Origin of the sequence: Gilliamella sp. B2911 (genome assembly GCF_026536965.1) — a bacterium.
Taxonomy (GTDB): domain Bacteria; phylum Pseudomonadota; class Gammaproteobacteria; order Enterobacterales; family Orbaceae; genus Gilliamella; species Gilliamella apicola_E.
In genome coordinates, this window is the sequence record NZ_JAFNNA010000010.1 from 76,220 (window position 1) to 102,269 (window position 26,050).

Genomic DNA, 26,050 nt, shown 5'->3' on the forward strand with positions numbered 1-26,050 from the left:
ATTACTCATTAGTTAGATTGAAAAAGTGTTCTCGGTAATAAAGTAATTCAGCGATTGAGTCGCGAATATCATCTAACGCTTGGTGAGAACTCTGTTTACTGATACCTTTTAATATTTCAGGTTTCCAGCGTCTGGCTAATTCTTTAATCGTACTGACATCTAAATAACGGTAATGAAAATACTTTTCTAGATTTGGCATATAATTGAACAGAAAACGTCGGTCTTGACCAATCGTATTACCACAGATTGGTGAACAGTTTTCGGGAACCCATTGTTTTAAAAACGCAAGAGTTTGTTGTTCAGCTTGTTGTTCGGTAACCGTACTTTGACGAACACGATCGATTAATCCTGACTTGCCATGCGTTTTTTGATTCCAATCATCCATAAGCGCAAGTTGTTCATCTGTTTGATGAATGGCAATGACTGGACCTTCAGCGAGAATATTTAAATTAGAATCAGTTACAATAGTTGCGATTTCGATAATGCGATCGCTATTTGGATTGAGGCCTGTCATCTCCAGATCAATCCATATCAGATTATTTGATAGAGTAGTCATAATTTGTGGTATAAATTTTCTTTTTAATGCTTAGTAGTGTAGCATAAGTACTAAACTGTTTGACCAAAAAAATTAGCAACCGTGGCAAAAAATCAACTTTCAAAAAATCAAAAAAGGCGTATGGCCGCTAAGCATCAACAACGTTTAGAAACTAAGATGGATGAAAATCTATCAAATTTCTCTGCGCCTCGTGATGGGGTGGTGGTAAGTAGGTTTGGCAAATCAGCGGATGTTGAAGATAATGCTGGGATTATTTATCGATGTAGTATTCGCCGTACTTTACCGTCATTAGTGACGGGGGATAAAGTATTGTGGCGTGAGAGTTTGGAACCGAATACTAATGGTATTATTGAAGCAGTTCATCCTCGTCATTCCGAGTTAGTACGGCCTGATTTTTATGATGGAGTTAAGCCTGTTGCAGCAAATGTCGATCAAATTGTTATTATTTCAGCCGTTTTACCTGAATTATCGTTTAATATCATCGATCGGTATTTAGTCGCTTGTGAGGCGACGAAAATTAAACCTATTATCGTATTGAATAAAATTGATTTACTTGATGAGCAAAAAAAACAAGAAATTGAGCAACAGTTTCTTATTTACACTAAAATTGGTTATCAGGTTTTATTTGTTTCATGTCAGTCACAACAAGGTATTGAACCTTTACAGAAGGTTTTAGATGGTAAAATTTCTATTTTAGTTGGTCAATCAGGTGTCGGTAAATCCAGTATCATCAATTTACTATTGCCTCACAACCAAGCTACGCTAACCGGTGAAGTATCTGAAATATCTGGGCTTGGCCAACATACCACAACTTCAACTCGGCTTTATCATTTACCAAATGGTGGGGATATTATTGATTCACCAGGAATTCGTGAGTTTGGTTTATGGCATTTAGAGCCAGAGCAAGTTATTGCTGGTTTTGTTGAATTTGATGATTATTTAGGAGGTTGCCAATTTCGTGATTGTAATCACTTAGATACACCGGGATGTTTACTCCAGAAAGCTGTTGCACAAGGCGCGATTGCACCATCAAGGTTAGATAATTACCATCGAATATTACAGTCAATGCGCGAAGTCAAAGCGAAAACCAATAAAAGTTATAAATAGTTGCTTTTGGTTAGAAAGTTTTATTTTTGAACTGTTGAGGCTTATTGCTCACAACATGACTTGTGAGCAATAAAATGAAATTTAAGATCTATGATTTTTTAGTGCAAAACCAATTGCAATATAAGCAAAGCCTTGGAAAACTAAATCTATACCTAAAAACATTCCTAATACCCAAACGCTATCATATGGCCAGCCTGCCATTAACATAAGTCCTAAAATGATGTTAATCACCCCAGAAAAGACGACCCATCCCCAACGAGGTATGTTGCGGTTGCTCATTGCAGCAAAAATTTGAGTAAATCCACTAATCGTCAATAATAAAGAAATTAATAATGTTAATGCGCTTGAGACCGCGATCGGTTGGAAAAACGACATAGCGCCAATGAAGATATATAAAATCCCCATGATTGCCCATAAAGCAGTTTGGCCAAATCCTTTGATGTTAAAAGAGTGGATTACTTGGATAATCCCTGCGATAAAAAGGAGTGAACCGATAAAATAAACAGAAAAAACGGTGGCTATGAATTGATACCCTAATGCCAAGCAACCGAGAATAATTAAAACTATACCAATAATAATAAACCAATTTGATTTTTGTTTAAAACTTTGAATAGTGTTTTCATTAGCTATCATATTTATTTCCTGTTGTTAATGTAATGTATTAAATGAACACCATCTTTCTGAGTTAATCTTGACTCATATGAAAAAGGGAAGTGTACATAGCTGATAAAAAATACTTAGTGAAAACTCGGACGATTTACTTTCACTAAGTATAATATTTAATCAATATAATAAAATCAATTTTGATATTAAATTTTATCTTTCAGTGCTTCATCTAAAGTTGAATAAAACATTAATTTATTTGATACAGGTACAATTCTCGCCCGAGCTAAGGTTTTTAATGGTTGGAATTGCAATTCGCAAATAGATAGATCAACTGACTCTGGTAATTCATCAATAAAATGGATAAGTGCATTTAAGCCTCCTGCATCTAGGATAGGTACCGCATCCCATTGTAAAACAATATGTTGATAACCATTGATTTTTTGGTATAACTCTAAAAACGTCCGTTCAGCAGCCGCAAAGAATAATGGACCATTAATTCTTAGCACTAACGTCTTTTCATTGCTTTGGTTCAATTCGACCAAACGAGTCATACTAGCAATACGACGCATAAACAGTATTGAGGCTAATACAATTCCAAGCGTAATAGCGATTACCATGTCGAATAATACGGTAAGGGACATGCAAATAAGCATGATCATGATATCGTCTTTAGGTGCGCATTTAATAATGTAGATAACGCGTTGAATGGCACTCATATTCCATGCAACAATTAATAATAATGCTGCCATAGCTGATAATGGAATAAATGATAAAAGTGGGGCAAAACAGATAAGTGCCAATAATACGATTAATGAATGCAATACGGCGGCAATTGGCGATGTTGCGCCCGCTTTGACATTTGCCGCTGAACGCGCAATAGCCGCTGTTGCTGAAATGCCACCAAAAAATGGCGCAATGATATTTCCTAAACCTTGGCCAATCAGTTCGCTATTTGAATGATGTTTGGTATGGGTCATTTCATCTAATACAACTGCGCATAGTAGTGATTCAATCGCACATAACATAGCCATCGTTAATGAGATTGGAATTAAAGCGGTTATTGTTGACCAATCCCATGTGAAACTTGCATGTTCCCATGGTAAGATAAACTCTGGTAAAACAGGCGGAATACCATGACCAACAGTGTTATCGGCTAATGTATAAGTGAATCGTGAACCGATTGTTTCGATTTGATAGCCAAATTCATTGAATACTAACATGGTTAATATGCCAGCAATTAAAGCCGGTAAATGGCCAGATATTTTTACTCGAAATTTTGGCCACATGATTAAAACAATCAGTGTAACTAAGCCAACAAAGGTATCTGCGATATTAATGGTTGGAAAAGCTTTAACTAGTTCAATAACTTTATTAACATAATTTTCTGGCATGTGTTCTAGCGTTAAGCCAAAAAAATCTTTTATCTGCATGGTGGCGATGGTTATTGCAATACCAGAAGTAAAACCTAGCACCACTGGTAGAGGAATGTATTCGATTAATCGACCTAAACGAATTACACCCATCAATATTAAAAAAATGCCTGAAAGTAGAGTGGCAATTAATAGACCTGATAAGCCAAATTGTATGGAAACAGGATATAGAATGACCACAAACGCCGCAGTTGGGCCGGAAACACTAAAACGTGATCCTCCAGTGAGAGCTATCACGAAGCCTGCTATAATTGCGGTATAGAGGCCATGTTGAGGGGCAACACCACTTGCAATAGCTAAAGCCATAGCAAGTGGGATAGCAATAATGCCAACCGTTATTCCGGCAATTAAATCTTTAAGAAAACGAGTTGTGTTGTAAGGAGTATTTATGCATGCAGATATAAACGCACAGCTTATTTTAATACCAGAAAGGCCATATAATTTCATTATGTTTTAAAGCAGTTAAATGAGTTATAAAAAGTAGCTAATAAGATAATCTTTTTTTAAAAAATTGAAAGAGTATTCTAAAAATAATTGTATGATTTTCAGTTAAATTATGTGATTAATGGTATAAAATGCTTTAAAAGCACGCTCTTGTTATTTTGCTCTTATATTATTAGGTAGGAGTCATTATGTCTTTTATAAAACAATCTTTTTTTATCCAATTTTTAATCTTAGTCATCAGTTTACTGATGTTTTCACCATTAAGTTTTGCAGAAATGATAACATCAGGTTCAAAGACCGCGTATCAGTATGATAAACAACAGACTCCTGCACCAGATGGATATCAAGCATTTTATATTGATCATATTGGTCGGCATGGTTCACGTTATATTAGTAAACCTAAATATGAAGATATTGCTTATAACGTATTAATTTTAGCTGATAAAAATAATCAATTAACCGAAATGGGAAAATCATTATTAAGGCAAATTATTCGTATTAAAGCATTGAATAAAAATCATTATGGTCAGCTTACTGATCTTGGTCGAAAAGATATTAGTTTAATTAGTCAACGCATGTTAGCCAATAACCCAACGGTTTTTAAAGGACAAAAAATCGAAGTGATATCATCAACCTCACCAAGAGCTAAAGAAACAGCAGAAATTTTTATTAAAACATTTAAAAATAACTATTCTGATATCAATATTTATCAACAACCAGAAGATCAACAAACTCTATTACGTTTTTTTGAATATTCTCCGACTTATAAAGAATATAAAAAGAGTAAAAGTGTTAAAAATGCCTTAAAATCGCTAGAAAATTCGACTAAAACAGTAGAGATGAGTCAAAATGTTGCAAGTTTGATATTTACTCAAGGCTTTTGTAATGAGTTGAATAATGGGATTTCTTTACCTGAAAAATCTTCAATTAAAACAGCAGATTTTGTCATTGCAGTTTATCAACTTTACCAGGAGTTATTATCATTTTCTCCTGAAATTTTAGCTGATAACCATCTTGATTTTAGCCTTTATTTCACTAAAAATCAGTTATCATGGTTTGACACGGTAGTCACTTCTAAAAATTTTTTACAAATTGGTCCAGCGTTTGATGCGAATGGTATCCAGATTAAAATTGCTGCGCCATTATTGTTGGATATGTTAAAAACAGCTGATAAGGCAATAACTGATAAAAATATTGATGTTAATTTACGGTTTGCTCATGCTGAAACTATTTCGCCATTAGCAACATTGCTTGAACTTGAAGGCACTTATACTGCTGTTAACTCAGTCGCGGATTATCCATTCGTTTGGCAAGCAGAAAAAATTATTCCTATGGGCGCTAATATTCAATGGATTTTTTACCAAAGCAATCAACCCCATCAACCCATTTTAATCAAAGTGATGTTAAATGAAAGAGAAGTGCATTTACCATTGAAAACCGATAATTATCCGTACTACCGTTGGGACGAGGTAAAACAGTTTTATAAAAATAAGCTGAGTAAACTAGGTTTTACTGATAATAACGCATCTTTAGAATGGCTAAATAAAGTAAAATAATTTTTAAACTTGTAGCCAAAAAGTTACGGGTCCATCGTTAATAAGAGAAACCTGCATGTCAGCGGCAAATTGTCCAGTTTGTGTCTCAATTTGTTGCTGACATTGTCTAACAAAAAATTGATAAAGTTCATTAGCTTTATCGGGTGGAGCACCTTTTGTGAAACTTGGGCGCATACCTTTTTGAGTATCAGCGGCCAGGGTGAATTGAGAAACAACCAACAATTTTCCATTTATTTGCTGAACATTGAGATTCATTTTGTCATTAATATCACTGAAAATACGATAGCCGAGTACTTTTTCACTCAAGCGTATTGCTTTTTGCTCGTTGTCATCTTGTTCAACACCGAGTAAAACAAGTAATCCCTGATCGATTTGACCAATAATTTGATTATCAACAGAAACCGATGCTTGTTTTACACGTTGGATTAAGGCAATCATAATTTATATTATTCCAGTTAAGATTGGGGCTTTAATAGCGCTTTTTGTTGTTTATTATAGTCAGCGAGTGTTGCTGCAAATTCGGCGCCAAACAAAACAATACACCATGAGCAGTAGATCCAAACTAACATAATGGGAATTGAGGAAACTACCCCATAAATAAGTTGATAAGTCGGAAAAGAAGTAACATACAGCGCAAAAGCACGTTTACCAATTTCGAATAATATTGCTGCAACTAACGCACCAATTGCTGCTTCTTTAAATGGAATTGATTCAGTTGGAATAATGCTGTAGAGCAACCAAAATCCAACAACCGATATGATAAATGGTAAAGTACTTAGTAGGAGATCACCACTAGCAGCATTCGATAACCATTTTAGGGAAAATATATAAGAACTTACTGCAACACTTGAGCCAACTAAAATAGGACCTAATGTTAAAATTGTCCAATACATGGTTAAGTTATACATGAATGAACGTTTACGTTTGGTTTGCCAGATACGGTTTAGTGCATTATTAATAGAATTAATAAGTAGTAATGATGTTACTATTAAACCGATAATTCCGATAAATGTCATTTTTTTTGTATTGGCAATAAATTGTTCTAGGTAATTTTGAATGGTGTCACTTGCAGTAGGGACAAGATTGCTATAAATGAGCTGTTTTAATGATTGGCTAACTTCATTAAACATAGGAAACGCAGAAAGTAAAGAAAACACAACAGTTATTAATGGGACTAATGCAAGTATTGTCGTATAAGCTAGTTCTGCCGAGGATGAGGTTAAACGATCATGATTTATACGAGACCATAACATTACCAAAAAGGTCTGTATATGCTTAAGTATATTCATAATATATCTTATTTAATTAGAAATAATACAGTTATTAATTCCATTCGTTTTTAAAGTGTTTAATGCTTTTTGCACATCACCTTTATTTGTATAAGGCCCAACGGTAACTCGATATAACTGCTGACTTAAAGATATGTTACCACTAATACCGGTCATTGCCAAAGATGCTTTTAATGTATCTGCATTTGTTTTATCTTTAAAAGCACCACATTGTAGTAACCATTTATTATTATCATTACTTGATGATATAGTCGATGTGGTCGTGGTGTTATTCATAAAGCTATCTAATATTTGTTGCCGTTCACTTGCCATTTTATTTGAGTTGCTACTAGCATTTGGTGTTTCCAATTCTTTAAGGTAAGTCCAGCGTTCTTGTGGTTTTTCCGGCAGGGTTATTGCTGGAGATTCAGTTTTGACTTTTGGTTTTTCAACTGGTTTTTCAGAAGAATTGGTTGAAAGATAATATAGAATAGAAGAAAACAAAATAATAATGATGATTGCAAGGAATATCATTAAAGATGGGAATAATCGTGACTTATTTTTTTTAGCTTTTCCTTTTGATTGGCTCTTTTTTCTTACATAATCACGCTGAACCACAATACGCTCTCTTTTCTTTTATTCACATAAATTTAAATAATAGTATATAAATAAAAAAAGTGGCTTACACCACTTTTTTTTAATTTTCTTTAACTCTATTGTCAACAGATTAGAAAATTAAGCTAATGCTTTAATCTGTTTAATTAAATTCGCTTTATGACGTGCTGCTTTGTTTTTGTGGATTAGACCACGAGCCGCTTGACGGTCAACAACTGCTTGCATGTCTTTGAATGCTACTTCAGCTGTTTGTTTATCACCAGCTGCTACAGCTGCGTAAACTTTTTTAATATAAGTACGCATCATTGAACGGTTACTAGCATTATGTTTACGGCGTTTTTCGGACTGAACCGCACGCTTCTTAGCTGATTTGATATTAGCCAAAGTCAACTCCCAAGTTTAGATAAAAAATACATATTAATAAGGCGGGGAAATATGCCTGATTTTCTTTCTATTGTCAATGCTGTTACATAAAAAAATTTCCTATATAGTATAAATTACTAATTTCTACTAAATGTTTACTATATAACCGATAATGGATGTAACCTAAAAAGAAATTTTATGTTAGAATAGCAAAAATTTTATTGTTTTTATATTTAAAAGAGGAAGTCTCATGTCTATCATTAGAATGCAAGATCTTGATCTAAAAGGGAAACGTTTATTTATTCGCTCAGATCTTAATGTGCCGGTCAAAAATGGTAAGGTTACTTCTGATGCTCGAATTAAAGCATCATTACCGACTATTGAAGAAGCCATTAAAAAAGGCGCTAAAGTAATGGTTACTTCTCATATTGGCCGTCCTACTGAAGGCGAATATAACCCTGAGTTCTCTCTACAACCAGTGGTTGATTATTTAAAAGAACATGTTTCTTTCCCTGTTCGTCTAGTAAAAGATTATCTTAACGGTGTTGACGTTAAAGAAGGCGAACTAGTTGTTCTTGAAAACGTACGTTTTAATGTAGGCGAAGGTAAAGATGATGAAACTTTATCTAAAAAATATGCAGCACTTTGTGATATCTATGTAATGGATGCATTTGGTACTGCTCACCGTGCTCAAGCTTCAACTCATGGAGCTGGTAAATTTGCGCCAGTTGCTTGTGCCGGTCCATTATTAGCAGCTGAACTTGATGCTTTAGGTAAAGCGTTAGATAATCCAGCTCGTCCAATGGTTGCGATTGTTGCTGGTTCTAAAGTATCAACAAAATTGACTGTTCTTGATTCTTTATCAAAAATCGCTGACCAAATTATTGTTGGTGGTGGTATTGCAAATACATTTATCGCAGCTGAAGGCTATAATGTGGGTAAATCACTTTATGAAGCTGATTTAATTCCTGAAGCAAAAAAATTAATGGCTAATTGTCATATTCCAGTTCCTACAGATGTTCGTGTAGCAACAGAATTTAGTGAAACTGCAACAGCTACTGAAAAATCAGTTGCCGATGTAAAAGAGAATGAACAAATTCTTGATTTAGGTGATAAATCAGCTGAAGCATTAGCAGACATTATCAAAAAAGCCAAAACTATATTATGGAATGGCCCTGTTGGCGTATTTGAGTTCCCTAATTTCCGTCGTGGTACCGAGATTGTTGCTAAAGCAATTGCTGACAGCCAAGGTTTCTCAATCGCAGGTGGTGGTGATACATTAGCTGCAATTGATTTATTTGGTATTGAAGATAAAATCTCTTATATTTCAACTGGTGGTGGTGCCTTCCTAGAGTTTGTAGAAGGTAAAAAACTTCCTGCTGTTGCAATGCTAGAAGAGAGAGCAAAAGCGTAATAATTTTCTATATGAAGGATGAGCCAATCACTCATCCTTTAATTTTTATATAAATAAATCTATAGGTATTAAAATGGCTACAAAGATTTCTGATGTCGTTAAACCTGGTGTTGTAACCGGTGATGATGTTCAAAAAGTGTTTCAAGTTGCTCGTGAAAATAATTTTGCATTACCAGCTGTTAACTGTGTTGACACTAATACAATTAATGCAGTAATCGAAACTGCGGCTAAAGTTGGTTCTGCTGTTATCGTTCAATTCTCTAATGGTGGTGCTCAATTCATCGCAGGTAAAGGATTGAAATTAGATGGGCAAGAAACTGCTGTTTTAGGTGCAATTTCTGGCGCTAAACATGTTCACCTTATGGCTGAAAAATATGGTGTGCCAGTTATCGTTCATACCGACCACTGTGCTAAAAAACTTCTTCCATGGGTTGATGGATTACTTGACGCAGGTGAAGCTCACTTTGCTAAAACGGGTAAACCTCTATTCTCTTCTCACATGATCGATCTTTCAGAAGAATCTTTAAAAGATAATATTGATATTTGTTGTCAATATCTTGCTCGTATGTCAGCAATGAAAATGACATTAGAATTAGAGCTTGGTTGTACTGGTGGTGAAGAAGATGGTGTTGACAATAGCCATATGGATAGTTCAGCACTTTATACTCAACCTGAAGATGTTGCTTATGCTTATGAACGTTTAAGTGCAATTAGCCCACGTTTCACTATCGCAGCTTCATTCGGTAACGTTCATGGTGTTTATAAGCCAGGTAATGTTAAATTAACACCAAAAATTTTAGATAACTCTCAAAAATATGTATCTGAGAAATTCAATTTACCAGCTAAATCATTGAACTTTGTGTTCCATGGTGGTTCTGGTTCTACTCCTGAAGAAATTGCAGAAGCAGTAAGTTACGGTGTTGTTAAAATGAACATCGATACTGATACGCAATGGGCAAACTGGGCTGGTGTTTTAGAATATTACAAAGCAAATGAAGCTTATCTTCAAGGTCAATTAGGTAACCCTGAAGGCGTTGATGCTCCAAATAAAAAATATTATGATCCACGCGTATGGTTACGTAAAGGTCAAGAATCTTTAGTTGCTCGTTTAGAACTTGCATTTAAAGAACTTAATGCGATCGACGTACTTTAATATCATTTATTATTATATAAAAGCAGGTCTATTCCTGCTTTTATTTTATCCGCTAATAAAAAGTCTTGCATTTTTGTATTAGTTGTAGGATAATTTCGCCCTCATTTAACTTAGGGGAGCTGTCTATTGATTAATAGAAGCGTTTGCACCCGAGAAAAAGGAAACTAAAATGGCAAAAAAAGTACAAGCCTACATCAAGTTGCAAGTTGCAGCTGGTGCAGCAAATCCTAGTCCACCAGTTGGTCCAGCACTTGGTCAACATGGTGTTAACATCATGGAATTCTGTAAAGCATTTAACGCTAAAACAGAAAGCATGGAAAAAGGTCTACCTATTCCTGTTGTTATTACAGTATATTCTGACCGTTCATTTACTTTTGTAACTAAGACTCCTCCTGCGGCTGTATTATTAAAGAAAGCAGCTAAAATCAAGTCTGGTTCTGGTGAGCCTAATAAGAAAAAAGTAGGTAAAGTAACAAGCGCTCAAATTCGTGAAATCGCTGAATTGAAAGCTGCTGATATGAATGGTGCAACTATTGAAACGATGATGCGTTCTATTGAAGGTACTGCTCGTTCAATGGGCTTGGAAGTGGAGGGTTAATTCATGGCTAAATTATCTAAGAAAGCTAAACTTATCCGCGAAAAAGTAAACGCGACTAAACAATATGAAATCAATGAAGCAATCGCTTTATTAAAAGAATTTGCTACTGCTAAATTTACTGAAAGCGTTGATGTTGCAGTTAATTTAGGTATTGATTCACGTAAATCAGATCAAAATGTGCGTGGTGCTATCGTTCTTCCTCACGGTACCGGACGTAGTGTACGTGTTGCTGTATTTACTCAAGGTGCAAACGCTGATGCCGCTAAAGAAGCTGGTGCTGAATTAGTTGGTATGGATGATCTAGCGGATCAAATCAAAAAAGGCGAAATGGACTTTGATGTTGTTATTGCATCTCCAGACGCTATGCGTGTTGTTGGTCAATTAGGTCAAATTTTAGGGCCACGTGGTTTAATGCCAAACCCTAAAGTTGGTACTGTAACACCTAACGTTGCTGAAGCAGTGAAAAACGCTAAAGCTGGTCAAATCCGTTACCGTAATGATAAAAATGGTATTATCCATACTACTATCGGTAAAGCTGATTTCGATGCAGATAAGCTTAAAGAGAATTTAGAAGCATTACTTGTTGCATTAAAACGTGCAAAACCAGCATCTTCAAAAGGTGTATTTGTGAAGAAAGTTAGTCTTTCTACTACAATGGGCGCTGGTGTTGCTATCGACCAAGCAACTTTAAATGCATCTGTTTAATTAATTGTTAAACAAAGAATCGGTTGGTGTCTGGCCTTAACCAGACCCCGTCCAAGACCGTAGGTGTAATTGATATTTAATTACTTAATCTTCCTACGTAGACGGTGACAGAACCTGATAAGATATAATACAGGCATTCTGCTCATCGTGATTGTGCTAACTACATTTGTAGTTAGTTTAAATAATTCTAGGCTTTGCCTAGTTTAATCCAGGAGCAATACCAATGGCACTAAATCTTCAAAATAAACAAGAAATTGTTGCTGAAGTTAATGAAATCGCCAAAGGTGCGCTATCTGCAGTTGTAGCTGACTCTCGTGGCGTAACTGTAGAAAACATGACTGCATTACGTAAATCTGCTCGTGAAGCTGGTGTTTATATGCGTGTTGTTCGTAACACCTTATTACGCCGTGTTGTTGAGGGAACTCAATACGAGTGCTTAAAAGATTCGTTTGTTGGTCCAACTCTAATTGCATTTTCAAATGAGCACCCAGGTGCTGCTGCGCGTATTTTTAAAGCGTTTGCAAAAGAAAATGATAATTTTGAGATTAAAGCCGCAGCCTTTGAAGGTGAGTTAATTACTGCAGCGAACATTGATCGCTTAGCAACATTACCTACTTATGAAGAAGCATTAGCTCGCTTGATGTCAACCATGAAAGAAGCCGCAGCTGGCAAATTGGTTCGTACTCTTGCAGCGGTTCGCGATCAAAAACAAGCTGCTTAATAGCGCTGTGATTGTGAATTTTATTAATTAAAAAAATGTAAATTTGGGAAACTATATTATGTCTATCACTAAAGAACAAATTTTAGATGCAGTTGCAGAAATGTCTGTAATGGATGTTGTTGAACTTGTATCAATGATGGAAGAAAAATTTGGCGTTTCTGCAGCAGCAGCTGTAGCAGTTGCAGCAGCTGGTCCAGCTGAATCAGCTGAAGAAAAATCTGAATTTGATGTAATCTTAAAAGATGTTGGCGCTAACAAAGTAGCTGTTATCAAAGCAGTTCGTGGTGCAACTGGCCTAGGCTTAAAAGAAGCAAAAGACCTTGTTGAATCAGCTCCAGCAACAGTTAAAGAAGGTGTTAGCAAAGCTGACGCAGATGAACTTAAAAAGGCACTTGAAGAATCTGGTGCAGTTGTCGAACTTAAGTAAGTTTATCAATAGCAAGCTAAACGGCTGGGGGTTTTATACCTCCAGCCTTTTTGCGCTGTAATAAGTCAAATAATTTTATTTGAAGATTATCAATAAAAAGTAATAAAGAAATAATATATTTATTAAGCCTAATCAATTGATATTTATAGATATTTTCGATGAGGTGTCAGGCGTTATCATTTCGTAGTACCCTGATGAATATTTAATCATGCTAAAATAGCAGATAAGCAAGTTGAGGAACTAATGGTTTACTCTTATACCGAGAAAAAACGAATTCGTAAGAATTTTGGTAAGCGTCCACAAGTCTTGGATATACCGTATCTTCTTTCTATTCAACTTGATTCGTTCCAGAAGTTTATTGAGCAAGACCCAGAAGGTCAATATGGTTTAGAAGCCGCATTCCGTTCAATATTTCCGATAAAAAGTTATAGTGGTAGCGCTGAGTTACAATACGTAAGCTTTAAAATGGGCGAACCTGTGTTTGATGTAAAAGAATGTCAAATCAGAGGGATCACTTACTCAGCACCATTGCGCGTTAAATTACGTTTAGTTATTTATGATAAAGATGCGCCAGAAGGAACAGTTAAAGATATTAAAGAGCAAGACGTCTATATGGGCGAAATCCCTTTAATGACGGACAATGGTACTTTTGTGATTAACGGTACTGAACGTGTTATCGTTTCACAATTACATCGTAGTCCAGGTGTGTTCTTTGACAGTGATAAAGGTAAAACGCACTCTTCTGGTAAAGTTTTATATAATGCTCGGATTATTCCTTATCGTGGCTCTTGGCTTGATTTCGAATTTGATCCAAAAGATAATCTTTTTGCTCGTATCGACCGTCGTCGTAAACTTCCAGCAACAATTATTTTACGTGCGTTAGGTTATGAAACTGAAGAAATTTTAGATATGTTCTTCGAAAAAACTATTTTCGAAGTAGGCAAATCAAAATTAAAAATGGAGCTTGTGCCAGAGCGTTTACGTGGTGAAACAGCGCTATTTGATATCGAATCTAAAGGCAAAGTTTACGCAGAAAAAGGTCGTCGTATTACAGCTCGTCATATTCGTGAGCTTGAAAAAGATAAAGTAACTAAAATCGACGTTCCAGTTGAATATATTGTAAATAAAGTTTTAGCAAAAAATTATGTTGATGAAGAAACTGGTGAGGTTATTGCTTTTGCCAATACACCAATTTCTTTAGAACTATTACTTGAATTAACCAATGCTGGTTATAAGAAAATTGAAACATTATTCACTAATGATTTAGATCATGGACCATTTATTTCTGAAACATTAAATGTTGATTCAACACGTGATCGATTAGGTGCATTAGTTGAAATTTATCGAATGATGCGTCCAGGCGAGCCACCAACAAAAGAAGCAGCCGAAGCGTTATTTGATAATCTATTCTTCTCCGACGAACGTTATGACTTATCAGCGGTAGGTCGTATGAAGTTCAATCGTTCTTTAGGACGAGACGATATTGAAGGCGAAAGCGTCTTAACAAAAGCTGATATCGTTGATGTAATGAAGAAATTAATCAGCATCCGTAATGGTCATGGTGAAGTTGATGATATCGATCACTTAGGCAATCGTCGTATCCGTAGTGTTGGTGAAATGGCTGAAAACCAATTCCGTATTGGTTTAGTTCGTGTTGAACGAGCTGTAAAAGAGCGTCTATCTTTAGGTGATCTTGATTCATTAATGCCACAAGATATGATCAATGCTAAACCAATTTCAGCGGCAATTCGTGAGTTCTTTGGTTCTAGCCAATTATCTCAGTTTATGGATCAAAACAATCCATTATCTGAAATTACTCACAAACGTCGTATTTCTGCATTAGGTCCAGGTGGTTTAACTCGTGAACGTGCAGGCTTTGAAGTGCGTGACGTACATCCTACACATTATGGTCGTGTATGTCCGATTGAAACGCCGGAAGGTCCAAACATCGGTTTAATTAACTCATTAGCGGTTTATTCACGTACCAATGAGTATGGATTCTTAGAAACGCCATATCGTCGAGTGATTGACGGTGTTGTGACTGATGAGATTAACTATTTATCAGCAATCGATGAAAGTGAGTTTGTTATAGCTCAGGCTAACTCAAATCTTGATGACGATGGTCGCTTTAAAGAAGATTTAGTGACTTGCCGTTTAAATGGTGAATCTGGTTTATATAGCCCGGAACAAGTTCATTATATGGACGTATCAACACAACAAATCGTTTCTGTTGGTGCTTCATTAATCCCATTCCTTGAGCATGATGATGCGAACCGTGCCTTGATGGGTGCGAACATGCAACGTCAAGCTGTACCAACATTAAAAGCAGAAAAACCTTTTGTTGGTACTGGTATGGAACGTGCGGTTGCGGTTGACTCAGGTGTAACTGCGGTTGCTCGTCGTGGCGGTACAGTACAATATGTTGATGCTTCACGTATTGTTATTAACGTTAACGATGATGAAATGTATGCCGGTGAAACAGGTATTGATATTTACAACTTAACTAAATATACCCGTTCTAACCAAAATACTTGTATTAACCAAATTCCATGCGTGGAATTAGGTGAAAAGGTTGAGCGTGGCGATGTACTTGCAGATGGTCCATCAACGGATTTAGGTGAGTTAGCACTTGGTCAAAATATGCGCGTGGCATTTATGCCATGGAACGGTTATAACTTTGAGGATTCTATTTTAGTCTCTGAAAAAGTGGTACAAGATGATCGTTTCACTTCGATTCATATTCAAGAACTATCTTGTGTATCTCGTGATACTAAACTTGGTGCCGAAGAAATTACTGCTGATATTCCAAATGTGGGTGAAGCAGCACTTTCTAAACTTGATGAGTCTGGTATTGTTTATATCGGCGCTGAAGTAAAAGGTGGTGATATTCTTGTTGGTAAAGTAACGCCTAAAGGCGAAACGCAATTAACACCAGAAGAGAAATTACTACGTGCTATTTTCGGTGAAAAAGCATCTGATGTTAAAGATACTTCATTACGTGTACCAAATGGTGTTTCAGGTACGGTTATTGATGTGCAAGTCTTCACTCGTGATGGTGTACAAAAAGACAAACGTGCACTTGAAATTGAAGAGATGCAACTCAAGCAAGTAAGAAAAGACTTAACTGAAGAACTTAAAATTTTAGAAGCAGCATTGTTTGCTCGTATCCGTGATGTATTAATTTCTGGTGGTATTAAAGCAGACAAATTAGATGCTTTACCACGTGAAAAATGGTTAACCATTGGTATTTCTAATGAAAGTAAGCAAGCTCAATTAGAACAACTTGCTGAACAACATGATGAAATCAAAGCTGAATTTAATAAGAAGCTTGAAGCTAAAAGAATGAAGATTACTCAAGGTGATGATTTACAACCTGGAGTTCTCAAAATTGTTAAAGTTTACTTAGCAGTTAAACGTCAAATTCAGCCTGGTGATAAGATGGCGGGTCGTCATGGTAACAAAGGGGTTATCTCTAAAATCAACCCAATTGAAGATATGCCATATGATGATAAAGGACGTCCAGTTGATATCGTATTGAATCCACTTGGTGTTCCGTCTCGTATGAATATCGGTCAGATTTTAGAAACTCACTTAGGTATGGCGGCAAAAGGTATTGGTCAGAAGATCGATGCAATGCTAAAAGAACAGCAAGAGTTAGCTAAATTACGTGATTTCATTCAGAAAGCTTATGACCTTGGTTTAGGGGCAGCACAGAAAGTCAATGTTGCTGAATTTACTGACCAAGAAGTGATGACATTGGCACAAAATTTACGTAATGGTATGCCTCTTGCAACGCCAGTCTTTGATGGTGCAAAAGAGCAAGAAATTAAAGCATTACTTGAACTTGGTGATTTGCCAACGTCAGGTCAAATTACATTGTTTGATGGTCGTACAGGTGAGCAATTTGAACGTCCAGTAACTGTAGGTTACATGTATATGCTGAAATTGAATCACTTAGTTGATGATAAGATGCATGCGCGTTCTACAGGTTCATATAGTCTGGTTACACAACAACCATTGGGTGGTAAAGCTCAATTTGGTGGTCAACGTTTCGGTGAGATGGAAGTATGGGCACTTGAAGCATATGGTGCTGCTTATACTCTACAAGAAATGTTAACTGTTAAATCAGATGATGTGAATGGTCGTACTAAGATGTATAAAAATATTGTAGATGGTGATCATCGTATGGAGCCTGCGATTCCAGAATCATTTAATGTATTATTAAAAGAGATTCGTTCGTTAGGTATTAATATCGAGTTAGATGAAGAGTAATCTTAACTAACTGAAATGATTTCTATTTATAGGGATAACTTATCAGCAATGATAAGTTATCTAATTGGTTTAACTCCATAGGAGTCAATTGTGAAAGACTTACTAAAGTTTCTAAAAGCACAAACTAAAACTGAAGATTTTGATGCTATCAAGATAGGCCTTGCTTCTCCTGATATGATTCGTTCATGGTCTTTTGGTGAAGTTAAAAAACCTGAAACAATTAACTATCGTACGTTCAAACCGGAACGTGACGGATTGTTTTGTGCACGTATTTTTGGACCAGTAAAAGATTATGAATGTTTATGTGGAAAATATAAACGTTTAAAACACCGTGGTGTAATTTGTGAAAAATGTGGTGTTGAAGTTACTCAAGCTAAAGTACGTCGTGAGCGTATGGGGCATATTGAGCTTGCATCACCTACTGCACATATCTGGTTTTTAAAATCATTACCATCACGTATTGGTCTATTATTAGATATGCCACTTCGTGACATTGAACGTGTGCTTTATTTTGAATCATTTATGGTTCTTGACGGCGGAATGACAAACTTAGAACGCGGTCAAATTTTAACAGAAGAACAATATTTAGATGCGTTAGAAGAGTTTGGTGATGAATTCGATGCTCGTATGGGTGCCGAAGCAATTCAAGAATTACTACGTAATATCGATGTGCAAGCTGAATGTGAAGCACTACGTGATGAGCTTGAAACTACCAATTCTGAAACTAAGCGTAAAAAACTGACTAAACGTATTAAGATTATTGAAGCATTCATTCAATCAGAAAATAAACCAGAATGGATGATCTTAAACGTATTACCTGTGTTGCCACCCGATTTACGCCCATTAGTACCACTAGATGGCGGACGTTTTGCAACATCAGATTTGAACGATCTATATCGTCGAGTGATTAACCGTAATAACCGTTTAAAACGTTTATTAGATTTGGCAGCGCCAGATATCATCGTACGTAACGAAAAACGTATGTTACAAGAATCTGTTGACGCATTACTTGATAATGGTCGTCGTGGCCGTGCAATTACCGGTTCTAACAAACGTCCATTAAAATCACTTGCCGATATGATTAAAGGTAAGCAAGGTCGTTTCCGTCAAAACTTATTAGGTAAACGTGTTGACTACTCTGGTCGTTCAGTAATCACTGTAGGTCCATACTTACGATTACATCAATGTGGTTTACCGAAGAAAATGGCACTTGAACTATTCAAACCATTTATTTACGGTAAATTAGAGCGTCGTGGTTATGCAACTACCATTAAAGCAGCCAAGAAAATGGTTGAACGTGAAGATGCAATTGTTTGGGATATCTTAGATGAAGTTATCCGTGAGCATCCGGTATTACTAAACCGTGCACCAACACTTCACCGATTAGGTATTCAGGCATTTGAACCTATCCTAATTGAAGGTAAAGCGATCCAATTACATCCATTAGTTTGTGCGGCATTCAATGCTGACTTCGATGGTGACCAAATGGCGGTTCACGTACCATTAACGTTAGAAGCTCAATTAGAAGCGCGTGCGTTAATGATGTCAACCAATAACATTCTTTCGCCTGCGAGTGGTGAACCTATCATTGTTCCTTCTCAGGACGTGGTATTAGGTCTTTACTACATGACTCGTGATAAAGTCAATGCGAAAGGTGAAGGCATGATTTTAACCGGACCTAAAGAAGCAGAAAAACTGTATCGCTTAGGTCTTGTTGAGCTACATGCTAAAGTTAAAGTACGTATTACTGAAAGCCACCGTAATAGTATTGGTGAGTGGGAAGATACAACTTCTGTGGTTGATACTACAGTTGGTCGTGCTATCTTATGGTTAATTATGCCTAAAGGTATGAGCTTCTCTGTCATCAATCAACCACTTGGTAAAAAGGCGATTTCACGAATTTTAAATATTTGTTATCGCCAATTAGGCATGAAAGAAACTGTTATCTTGGCTGACCAAGTAATGTATACCGGATTTGCTTATGCAGCACGTTCTGGTGTATCGGTTGGTATTGATGATATGGAAATTCCAGCTAAAAAATTACAAATCATCAATGAAGCTGAAATTGAAGTTGCTGAAATTCAAGAACAGTTCCAATCAGGTTTAGTTACCGCTGGTGAACGTTATAACAAAGTTATCGATATCTGGGCAGCAGCCAATGAACGTGTTGCTAAAGCGATGATGGATAACTTATCAACTGAAAAAGTGATCAATCATGAAGGTAAAGAAGAAGTTCAATCTTCATTTAACAGCATCTATATGATGGCCGACTCTGGTGCGCGGGGTTCTGCCGCTCAGATTCGTCAGTTAGCAGGTATGCGTGGATTGATGGCAAAACCGGATGGTTCAATCATCGAAACACCAATTACGGCAAACTTCCGTGAAGGGTTAAACGTTCTTCAGTACTTTATCTCGACCCATGGTGCGCGTAAAGGTCTTGCCGATACCGCATTAAAAACTGCGAACTCAGGTTACTTAACTCGCCGTTTAGTTGACGTAGCTCAAGATCTAGTCGTTATTGAAGATGACTGTGGTACGTTAGAAGGTGTAGTGATGACACCAGTTATCGAAGGTGGAGATGTTAAAGAGCCACTTCGTGAACGTGTATTAGGTCGTGTAACCGCGGAAGATGTATTAAAACCAGGTAGTGCGGATATTTTAATTCCTCGTAATACGCTACTTGATGAAAACTATTGTGATTTACTTGAAGAAGAATCTGTCGATAGCGTTAAAGTTCGTTCAGTTGTTTCGTGTGATACTGACTTTGGTGTTTGTGCGAAATGTTATGGTCGTGACTTAGCCCGTGGTCACCTAGTAAATAAAGGTGAAGCAATCGGTGTTATCGCTGCTCAATCAATCGGTGAGCCAGGTACACAGTTAACCATGCGTACGTTCCATATCGGTGGTGCGGCATCACGAGCAGCAGCAGAATCAAGTGTTCAAGTTAAAAACAAAGGTAGCATCAAATTATCTAATGCTAAATTTGTAACTAACCCAGATAAGAAACTGGTTATTACATCTCGTAATGCTGAATTAACGATTATCGATGAATTAGGTCGAATGAAAGAAACTTATAAAGTTCCTTATGGTTCGATTCTAACTAAAGGTAATGGTGCAGCGGTTGATGCTGGTGAAACAGTTGCTAACTGGGATCCACATACCATGCCAGTTATCTCTGAAGCGAAAGGCTTTGTTAAATTTGTTGATATGGTTGATGGTCAAACTATCACCCGTCAAACTGACGAATTAACAGGTTTATCATCAATTGTTATTTTAGATGTCGCTGAACGAACAGGTGTTGGTAAAGATTTACGTCCAGCAATCAAGATTGTTGATGCTAAAGGTAAAGATATTTATGTTGCAGGTACAGAGATGCTTGCTCAATATTTCTTACCAGGTAAAGCATTAGTACAATTAGAAGATGGTGCTGAAATCAATGTGGGTGATACACTTGCACGTATTCCACAAGCATCGGTTGGTACTAAAGATATTACCGGTGGTTTACCACGTGTTGCTGACTTATTTGAAGCACGTAAACCTAAAGAGCCAGCAATTCTTGCTGAAATCGATGGTATTATCTCGTTTGGTAAAGAAACCAAAGGTAAACGTCGCTTAATTATCACTCCACTAGATGGTAGTGATCCATATGAAGAGATGATTCCAAAATGGCGTCAACTCAACGTATTTGAAGGCGAACAAGTTGGACGTGGTGATGTGATTTCTGACGGTCCAGAATCTGCACATGACATTTTACGTTTACGTGGTGTTAATGCTGTGACACGTTACATCGTTAACGAAGTTCAAGAAGTTTATCGCTTACAAGGTGTAAAAATCAATGATAAACATATTGAAGTTATTGTTCGTCAGATGTTACGTAAAGCGACAGTTATTCATCCGGGTGGTTCTCGTTTACTTGACGGCGAACAACTTGAAGTTTCACGCTTGAAGATTATTAATCGTGAGCTTGAGGCACAAGGTAAAGAGCCAATTGTTTACTTGCATGATTTGCTTGGTATTACTAAAGCATCACTTACTACTGAATCATTTATTTCTGCGGCATCGTTCCAAGAAACGACTCGCGTATTAACTGAAGCAGCAGTTGCTGGTAAAAATGATGAGCTTCGTGGCTTGAAAGAAAACGTTATTGTTGGTCGCTTAATTCCAGCTGGTACTGGTTATGCTTATCATAAAGAGCGTTTGCGTAAACGTACAATGCCTATTGATGATGAAATTCAACCAACTGTTTCAGCTGAAGAAGCAACAGCTAACTTAGCAGAATTACTCAATTCTGCAGAAGAAAATCAATAGTCAGTAGGACTAAGTTATTAAAATAGCACGTGTAAGCACGTGCTATTTTTTTATGTGTATTTAAAAAAAGGAGTTTTGATATGTATATTGTCATGAACCGATTTAAAGTAAAACGAGGTAGTGAAGAGGCTTTTATTGAAATATGGCGTAATCGTGATACCCATTTAAAAGAGATGAAAGGCTTTAATCGTTTTTATTTTTTAAAAGGGAAAACTGAGGAAAATTATACGTTATTTTCATCATTTGCCGAATGGGAATCAAAAGCCGATTTCGACGCTTGGGTAAACTCAGAACAATTCAAACATACACATCGTAATACCGGAAATAGACCAAATAATAACGATATTTACTATGAGCCGGCACAGTTAGAATGCTTTGAAAGTGTATTATAAATAATTATCAAATAATAAACCGCTTATTATAAATTGGTAAAATCTACCTAAATCATCATTAATAAAAGTTTTATGATCAAGAATAAAAATAAGCGGTATATTTTTTATGCGTAAATTAGGATTATACATAGCATGCATTATAAAAATGGCTATAATAATATTGAGTAAATTATCTTAAACGGTGTGGATTAAGGCGATATTAATTTGCAATATAGCCAATTCAATATTAGTGAGTCCACAGATTGATAACTTACATTCCTTGTTTTTTTCAGAGCTTGTTCTTTTTATCGAAATATCGGTATAAATTTGTTAGTGAGATTTAAACTTGAGGTATAAATAAGTGTTTAAAAATCGCAGATAGCTTATTTTAATTCTATTTTTTGATGTATTCATTTGTTAAGCTATCCATAAATTCAACTATTTATAGGAATATACAATGAAATCAAAATTTCTATTATGTGTTTTGGTATTAATTATTGTTGGAGCATTTTTTTGTTTTAGTCGATACAATGATATCCAAACTCGTGACGAAGGTGTAGCAGCTGCATGGTCAGAAGTTGTCAACCAATATAAGCGTCGGGCTGATTTAACTCCAAGTTTAGTTAATACGGTTAAAGGTTATACTACACACGAAAAAGAAGTGTTAACTCAAGTGACCGAAGCAAGAAGTAAAGTTGGCTCAATTCAAATCAACGCTGATCAGCTAACCGATCCGGCTTTATTTGCTAAATTCCAACAAGCGCAATCAGAATTAAGTACTGCCTTAAGCCACTTAATTGCTGTCAGTGAAAACTATCCAGATCTTAAAGCCAGTTCACTTTTTCAGGATCTTATGAGCCAGTTAGAAGGCACTGAAAATCGGATCGCAGTTGCCAGAGGACGATATATACAAGCAGTTCAATCGTTTAATATTTATATCCGAAAAATACCAAATAAGTGGATTGCTGGCTTTATAGGTGTAGAACCTAAACAGCAATTTACGGTTGATAATGAAAAAGAAATTTCAAATGCACCCGCAGTTAACTTTCAATAAACATAATTGCTCAAAAAATATTGAGTGTTAAGTTTGCTGTTAATCATCAGTTGGTATCGATCAACTGAAATTCTCTTCCTTTAAGATCGAGTTATGACCATACGTTAACTCGATCTCATAGAAATATTTTACAATAAAGCTCTATTAAGTTTCCCCAATACAAAATAAATAGTGCCAAATTTCCATGACGGCAAAACTTGATAAAAAAAGCTGATGTTAATAGCAAAATTGTTATCTGGCTATATAATAGTCATTTCTACCCATTGATGTCTTATACTACTTAAACCTAAAATAGAGTAGATTAGCTTTTGATATGCGTTTTTTAAAAGTAATAATATTATTCTATTGCAGGTCATTTTGGTCAAAATATAATGAAAAAATATGTTTTCTTTAGTATGTTGTTAATGCTTAGTTGGTTTAGTTATGGTTTGACTGAAATTCCTGCTTTTAATAGTCATATTATTGATACAACCAATACTTTAAGTGCATCGCAAGTCAAGTCTTTAGAATCAAGCCTAATTCAATTTGAACACTCGAAAACTGATGGGGCGCAAATAGCGGTTTTGATGATCGCAAAACTCGACAACGAAACCATAGAGCAGTACGCGCAGAGAGTTTTTAACCAATGGGAAATTGGAAGAAAAGGGCTGGATAATGGTATTTTATTGTTAGTAGCAAAAGATGACCGACAGATGCGTATTGAAGTGGGGTATGGGCTTGAAGGCATTGTTACTGATTTAGTTGCTAGCCACATCATTCGGGAACAGTTAGCTCCACAATTTAAGCAAAATAATTATTATCAAGGTATTAATGATGCAATTTCGGTATTAAAAGATGTCACAATAGGTTATGAAATTCATCCAGAGAACAAACCCAGAATAATCATAGAATTGGGTTAAGTGAAATGTTAGATATGTTGTTTAACTGGATTATTCAACAAAGCTGGAAAGTGTTTTCCTTTTTTGTTTGTTTAGCCTTCACGGTTAAATTCGAAAAAAATGTATTTAAACGCATTATCATTACATCACTATCAAATAGTTTATTTATCCTAATTGTAACTTGGTGTGTTCACGGTTTTACTTACTTATATCTAACCGATGTCGTTTTTATTTTTGGTATAAATTATGTAGTTGCTAACTTGTTATTCATCGCTATCAGTTTTAAAAATGGCACAAGAAGAAGTCGTAGCGGGAGTGGCAGTAGCAGCCGATCTTCATATAGCCATTCGAGTAGAAGTTCCCGAACCGGCGGAGGCGGCGGCCGTAGTGGTGGTGGCGGTGCATCTGGTCGTTGGTAATGAGATGAACAAAGATAATACTCATTAACTTTTAATAGTAAGATTATGATTCGGCTATATACTAGTTTTAGTTAACCAATGATATCTTGTCTAAACGCTTTATTAAATGGATCGCAATTAACTGTTTATTGTAAAAAGTAAAATTTTATTTAGCGTTGTTAATCATAAGGCAAAAAATACAATGAAAAGATATTTTCTAAGTAGTTTATTGTTAATATTCAGTTGTTTTTGTTATGGGCTAACAGACATCCCGGAATTTGCACATCGTGTTATCGACACGACTCATACTTTAACCGATTCTCAAAAAGAGTCATTAGAATCAAGCCTAATTGGCTTTGAAAAGCCTCGAACAGATGGTGCCCAGATAGCGGTTTTAATGATTCCCAAACTGGATGATGAAACGGTAGAACAATACGCAGATAGAGTCTTTATTCAATGGAAAATCGGTCGAAAAGGACAAGACAATGGTATTTTATTACTTATTGTTAAAGATGATAAACGTATGCGAATTGAGGTTGGCTATGGGCTTGAAGGAACTATTACTGACTTAGTGGCCAGTAAAATTATTCGTGAACAATTAGCGCCAGAATTTCGACAAAATAACTATTATCAAGGAATTGATAATGCCTTATCTGTACTGAAACAAGAAATTGATAATCCTACCCCGAAAAGTGAAGATAACGAACAAGGCTCTAACTTGTTATCATCAGAAGATTTTACTTCCATGTTGAGTAATTATGCGCTGGTGTCATTTTTTATCTGCCTTACACTTGCTAACTTATTTTATCGTAAAGATAAAACTAAACGATGTTTATATACAGGTTTATTTAACGCACTATCTGTTGGTGGATTTACCCTTTGGCATATGCGCGATATATTTATTATAGTATTTATCATGTTTGTGGTATTTATTTTGAGTACCATTGCCAGCCGCATTGTGACTCCCGGAGCAGGCGGCGGAAGAGGAAATCATCGAGGAGGAGGCGGTTTTGGTGGTTCTAGCGGTGGCTTCGGCGGAGGTGGTGGCTTTAGCGGCGGTGGTGGTGGTCGCAGTGGTGGCGGTGGCGCTTCCGGTAGCTGGTAAATAGGATAAAAAATAAGGCGCTATATGCGCCTTAATCATATCGATTAATAGCAGTTTATTTTTTACAACAATCGCTAGCCACATCATTCGGGAACAGCAAACTCCACAATTTAAGCAAAAGAACTATTATCAAGGTATTAATGATGCAATTTCGGTATTAAAAGATGTCATAATGGGTAATGAAATTCATCCAGAGAAACAAACCCAGAATAATTATAGAATTAGGTTAAGTGAAATGTTAGATATGATGTTTAACTGGATTATTCAACAAAGCTGGAAAGTGTTTTCTTTTTTGTTTGTTCGTTTTCACGGTTAAATTCGAAAAAAGTGAATTTAAACGCATTATCATCACATCACTATCAAATAGTTTGTTTCTCCTTATTGTAACTTGGTATGTTCACGATTTTAGTTACTTATATCTTACCGATGTCGTTTTTATTTTTGGTATAAATTATGTGTTTGCTAACTTGTTATTCATCGCTATCAGTCGTAAAAACGGCATAAGAAGAAGTCGTAGCGGGAGTGGCAGAAGCAGTCGATCTTCATATAGCTATTCGAGTAGAATTTTCCGAGGCGGAGGTGGTGGTCGCAGTGGTGGTGCATCTGGTCGTTGGTCATGAGATGAACAAAGATCATACTCTTTAAGTTTTAATAGTAAGATTTTGATTTGACTATATAATAGTTTTATTTAGCGTTGTTAG

The 26,050-nt window shown here is 36.1% G+C and carries 23 protein-coding genes and 1 pseudogene; 16 read left to right on the plus strand and 8 right to left on the minus strand.

Going from position 1 to position 26,050, the window contains the following annotated elements:
* Window position 1: 1 nt before the first annotated feature.
* Window positions 2–556: an oligoribonuclease gene (gene orn, locus J3U27_RS09035; RefSeq protein ID WP_416379918.1), complete on the minus strand. Its 555-nt coding sequence runs from the start codon at window positions 554–556 to the stop codon at window positions 2–4.
* 81 nt (window positions 557–637) lie between these two features.
* On the opposite strand from orn, the gene rsgA reads away from it, so the two are divergent.
* Entirely contained in the window at window positions 638–1,663 is a 1,026-nt protein-coding gene (gene rsgA, locus J3U27_RS09040) for a small ribosomal subunit biogenesis GTPase RsgA (protein ID WP_267332375.1), read from the plus strand.
* Between the two features lie 81 nt (window positions 1,664–1,744).
* On the opposite strand, the gene J3U27_RS09045 is transcribed toward rsgA, so the two are convergent.
* Together J3U27_RS09045 and dauA are read right to left on the minus strand one after the other, a co-directional pair.
* Window positions 1,745–2,296 carry an HdeD family acid-resistance protein gene (locus tag J3U27_RS09045; RefSeq protein WP_065561805.1) on the minus strand — a complete coding sequence of 184 codons (552 nt, stop codon included), beginning with the start codon at window positions 2,294–2,296 and terminating at the stop codon, window positions 1,745–1,747.
* Between the two features lie 176 nt (window positions 2,297–2,472).
* Window positions 2,473–4,146, minus strand: coding sequence for a C4-dicarboxylic acid transporter DauA (dauA, locus tag J3U27_RS09050; RefSeq protein WP_267377293.1), 1,674 nt, complete (start codon window positions 4,144–4,146; stop codon window positions 2,473–2,475).
* A 185-nt stretch (window positions 4,147–4,331) separates the two neighbouring features.
* Here dauA and J3U27_RS09055 point away from each other — a divergent pair, with 185 nt between their 5' ends.
* Window positions 4,332–5,699 (plus strand): histidine-type phosphatase, encoded by a 1,368-nt coding sequence (locus tag J3U27_RS09055; protein ID WP_267377294.1) that lies wholly within the window; start codon window positions 4,332–4,334, stop codon window positions 5,697–5,699.
* A gap of 3 nt (window positions 5,700–5,702) precedes the next feature.
* On the opposite strand, the gene dtd is transcribed toward J3U27_RS09055, so the two are convergent.
* From dtd to rpsT, 4 genes are all read right to left on the minus strand, one after another.
* Complete coding sequence (gene dtd / locus J3U27_RS09060; RefSeq protein ID WP_065561808.1) at window positions 5,703–6,137, minus strand: D-aminoacyl-tRNA deacylase; 435 nt, start codon at window positions 6,135–6,137, stop codon at window positions 5,703–5,705.
* A 17-nt stretch (window positions 6,138–6,154) separates the two neighbouring features.
* Window positions 6,155–6,988: a virulence factor BrkB family protein gene (locus J3U27_RS09065; RefSeq protein ID WP_065735210.1), complete on the minus strand. Its 834-nt coding sequence runs from the start codon at window positions 6,986–6,988 to the stop codon at window positions 6,155–6,157.
* Window positions 6,989–7,000: 12 nt separating this feature from the next.
* Window positions 7,001–7,585: an SPOR domain-containing protein gene (locus J3U27_RS09070; protein WP_065735209.1), complete on the minus strand. Its 585-nt coding sequence runs from the start codon at window positions 7,583–7,585 to the stop codon at window positions 7,001–7,003.
* Between the two features lie 117 nt (window positions 7,586–7,702).
* Entirely contained in the window at window positions 7,703–7,966 is a 264-nt protein-coding gene (gene rpsT / locus J3U27_RS09075; RefSeq protein WP_025316521.1) for a 30S ribosomal protein S20, read from the minus strand.
* 229 nt (window positions 7,967–8,195) lie between these two features.
* Between rpsT and pgk the strand changes: the two genes are divergently transcribed.
* The 13 genes and pseudogenes from pgk to J3U27_RS11670 form a co-directional block, all read left to right on the plus strand.
* Window positions 8,196–9,359 (plus strand): phosphoglycerate kinase, encoded by a 1,164-nt coding sequence (pgk, locus tag J3U27_RS09080; RefSeq protein WP_065561811.1) that lies wholly within the window; start codon window positions 8,196–8,198, stop codon window positions 9,357–9,359.
* A gap of 73 nt (window positions 9,360–9,432) precedes the next feature.
* On the plus strand, window positions 9,433–10,512 hold the full coding sequence (gene fbaA, locus J3U27_RS09085) for a class II fructose-bisphosphate aldolase (protein WP_065561812.1): 1,080 nt from the start codon (window positions 9,433–9,435) through the stop codon (window positions 10,510–10,512).
* A gap of 169 nt (window positions 10,513–10,681) precedes the next feature.
* A complete protein-coding gene (gene rplK, locus J3U27_RS09090) occupies window positions 10,682–11,110 on the plus strand; it encodes a 50S ribosomal protein L11 (protein WP_034884321.1) in 429 nt (142 codons plus the stop codon).
* Window positions 11,111–11,113: 3 nt separating this feature from the next.
* Window positions 11,114–11,815 (plus strand): 50S ribosomal protein L1, encoded by a 702-nt coding sequence (rplA, locus tag J3U27_RS09095; protein ID WP_065561813.1) that lies wholly within the window; start codon window positions 11,114–11,116, stop codon window positions 11,813–11,815.
* Window positions 11,816–12,038: 223 nt separating this feature from the next.
* Window positions 12,039–12,536, plus strand: coding sequence for a 50S ribosomal protein L10 (rplJ, locus tag J3U27_RS09100; protein WP_065561814.1), 498 nt, complete (start codon window positions 12,039–12,041; stop codon window positions 12,534–12,536).
* Window positions 12,537–12,594: 58 nt separating this feature from the next.
* The gene (rplL, locus tag J3U27_RS09105; protein ID WP_065561815.1) at window positions 12,595–12,963 is read left to right on the plus strand and encodes a 50S ribosomal protein L7/L12; all 369 of its coding nucleotides are present in this window, start codon (window positions 12,595–12,597) and stop codon (window positions 12,961–12,963) included.
* Between the two features lie 243 nt (window positions 12,964–13,206).
* The gene (gene rpoB, locus J3U27_RS09110; RefSeq protein WP_267331018.1) at window positions 13,207–17,235 is read left to right on the plus strand and encodes a DNA-directed RNA polymerase subunit beta; all 4,029 of its coding nucleotides are present in this window, start codon (window positions 13,207–13,209) and stop codon (window positions 17,233–17,235) included.
* Between the two features lie 90 nt (window positions 17,236–17,325).
* Window positions 17,326–21,543 (plus strand): DNA-directed RNA polymerase subunit beta', encoded by a 4,218-nt coding sequence (gene rpoC, locus J3U27_RS09115; protein WP_065561817.1) that lies wholly within the window; start codon window positions 17,326–17,328, stop codon window positions 21,541–21,543.
* Window positions 21,544–21,623: 80 nt separating this feature from the next.
* Window positions 21,624–21,935: an antibiotic biosynthesis monooxygenase family protein gene (locus tag J3U27_RS09120; protein WP_065735208.1), complete on the plus strand. Its 312-nt coding sequence runs from the start codon at window positions 21,624–21,626 to the stop codon at window positions 21,933–21,935.
* 436 nt (window positions 21,936–22,371) lie between these two features.
* Entirely contained in the window at window positions 22,372–22,968 is a 597-nt protein-coding gene (locus tag J3U27_RS09125; protein ID WP_065561819.1) for a LemA family protein, read from the plus strand.
* Between the two features lie 371 nt (window positions 22,969–23,339).
* Window positions 23,340–23,867 (plus strand): TPM domain-containing protein, encoded by a 528-nt coding sequence (locus tag J3U27_RS09130; RefSeq protein ID WP_267377295.1) that lies wholly within the window; start codon window positions 23,340–23,342, stop codon window positions 23,865–23,867.
* Window positions 23,868–23,872: 5 nt separating this feature from the next.
* Window positions 23,873–24,265: a hypothetical protein gene (locus J3U27_RS09135; protein ID WP_267377296.1), complete on the plus strand. Its 393-nt coding sequence runs from the start codon at window positions 23,873–23,875 to the stop codon at window positions 24,263–24,265.
* 181 nt (window positions 24,266–24,446) lie between these two features.
* Window positions 24,447–24,896, plus strand: a pseudogene (locus J3U27_RS11670) (TPM domain-containing protein); the annotation flags it as partial.
* Between the two features lie 204 nt (window positions 24,897–25,100).
* On the opposite strand, the gene J3U27_RS11675 reads toward J3U27_RS11670, so the two are convergent.
* Window positions 25,101–25,436: a hypothetical protein gene (locus J3U27_RS11675; RefSeq protein WP_416380559.1), complete on the minus strand. Its 336-nt coding sequence runs from the start codon at window positions 25,434–25,436 to the stop codon at window positions 25,101–25,103.
* A 281-nt stretch (window positions 25,437–25,717) separates the two neighbouring features.
* On the opposite strand from J3U27_RS11675, the gene J3U27_RS09145 reads away from it, so the two are divergent.
* Window positions 25,718–25,969 carry a hypothetical protein gene (locus tag J3U27_RS09145; RefSeq protein ID WP_267377298.1) on the plus strand — a complete coding sequence of 84 codons (252 nt, stop codon included), beginning with the start codon at window positions 25,718–25,720 and terminating at the stop codon, window positions 25,967–25,969.
* The last annotated feature ends 81 nt before the right edge of the window (window positions 25,970–26,050 follow it).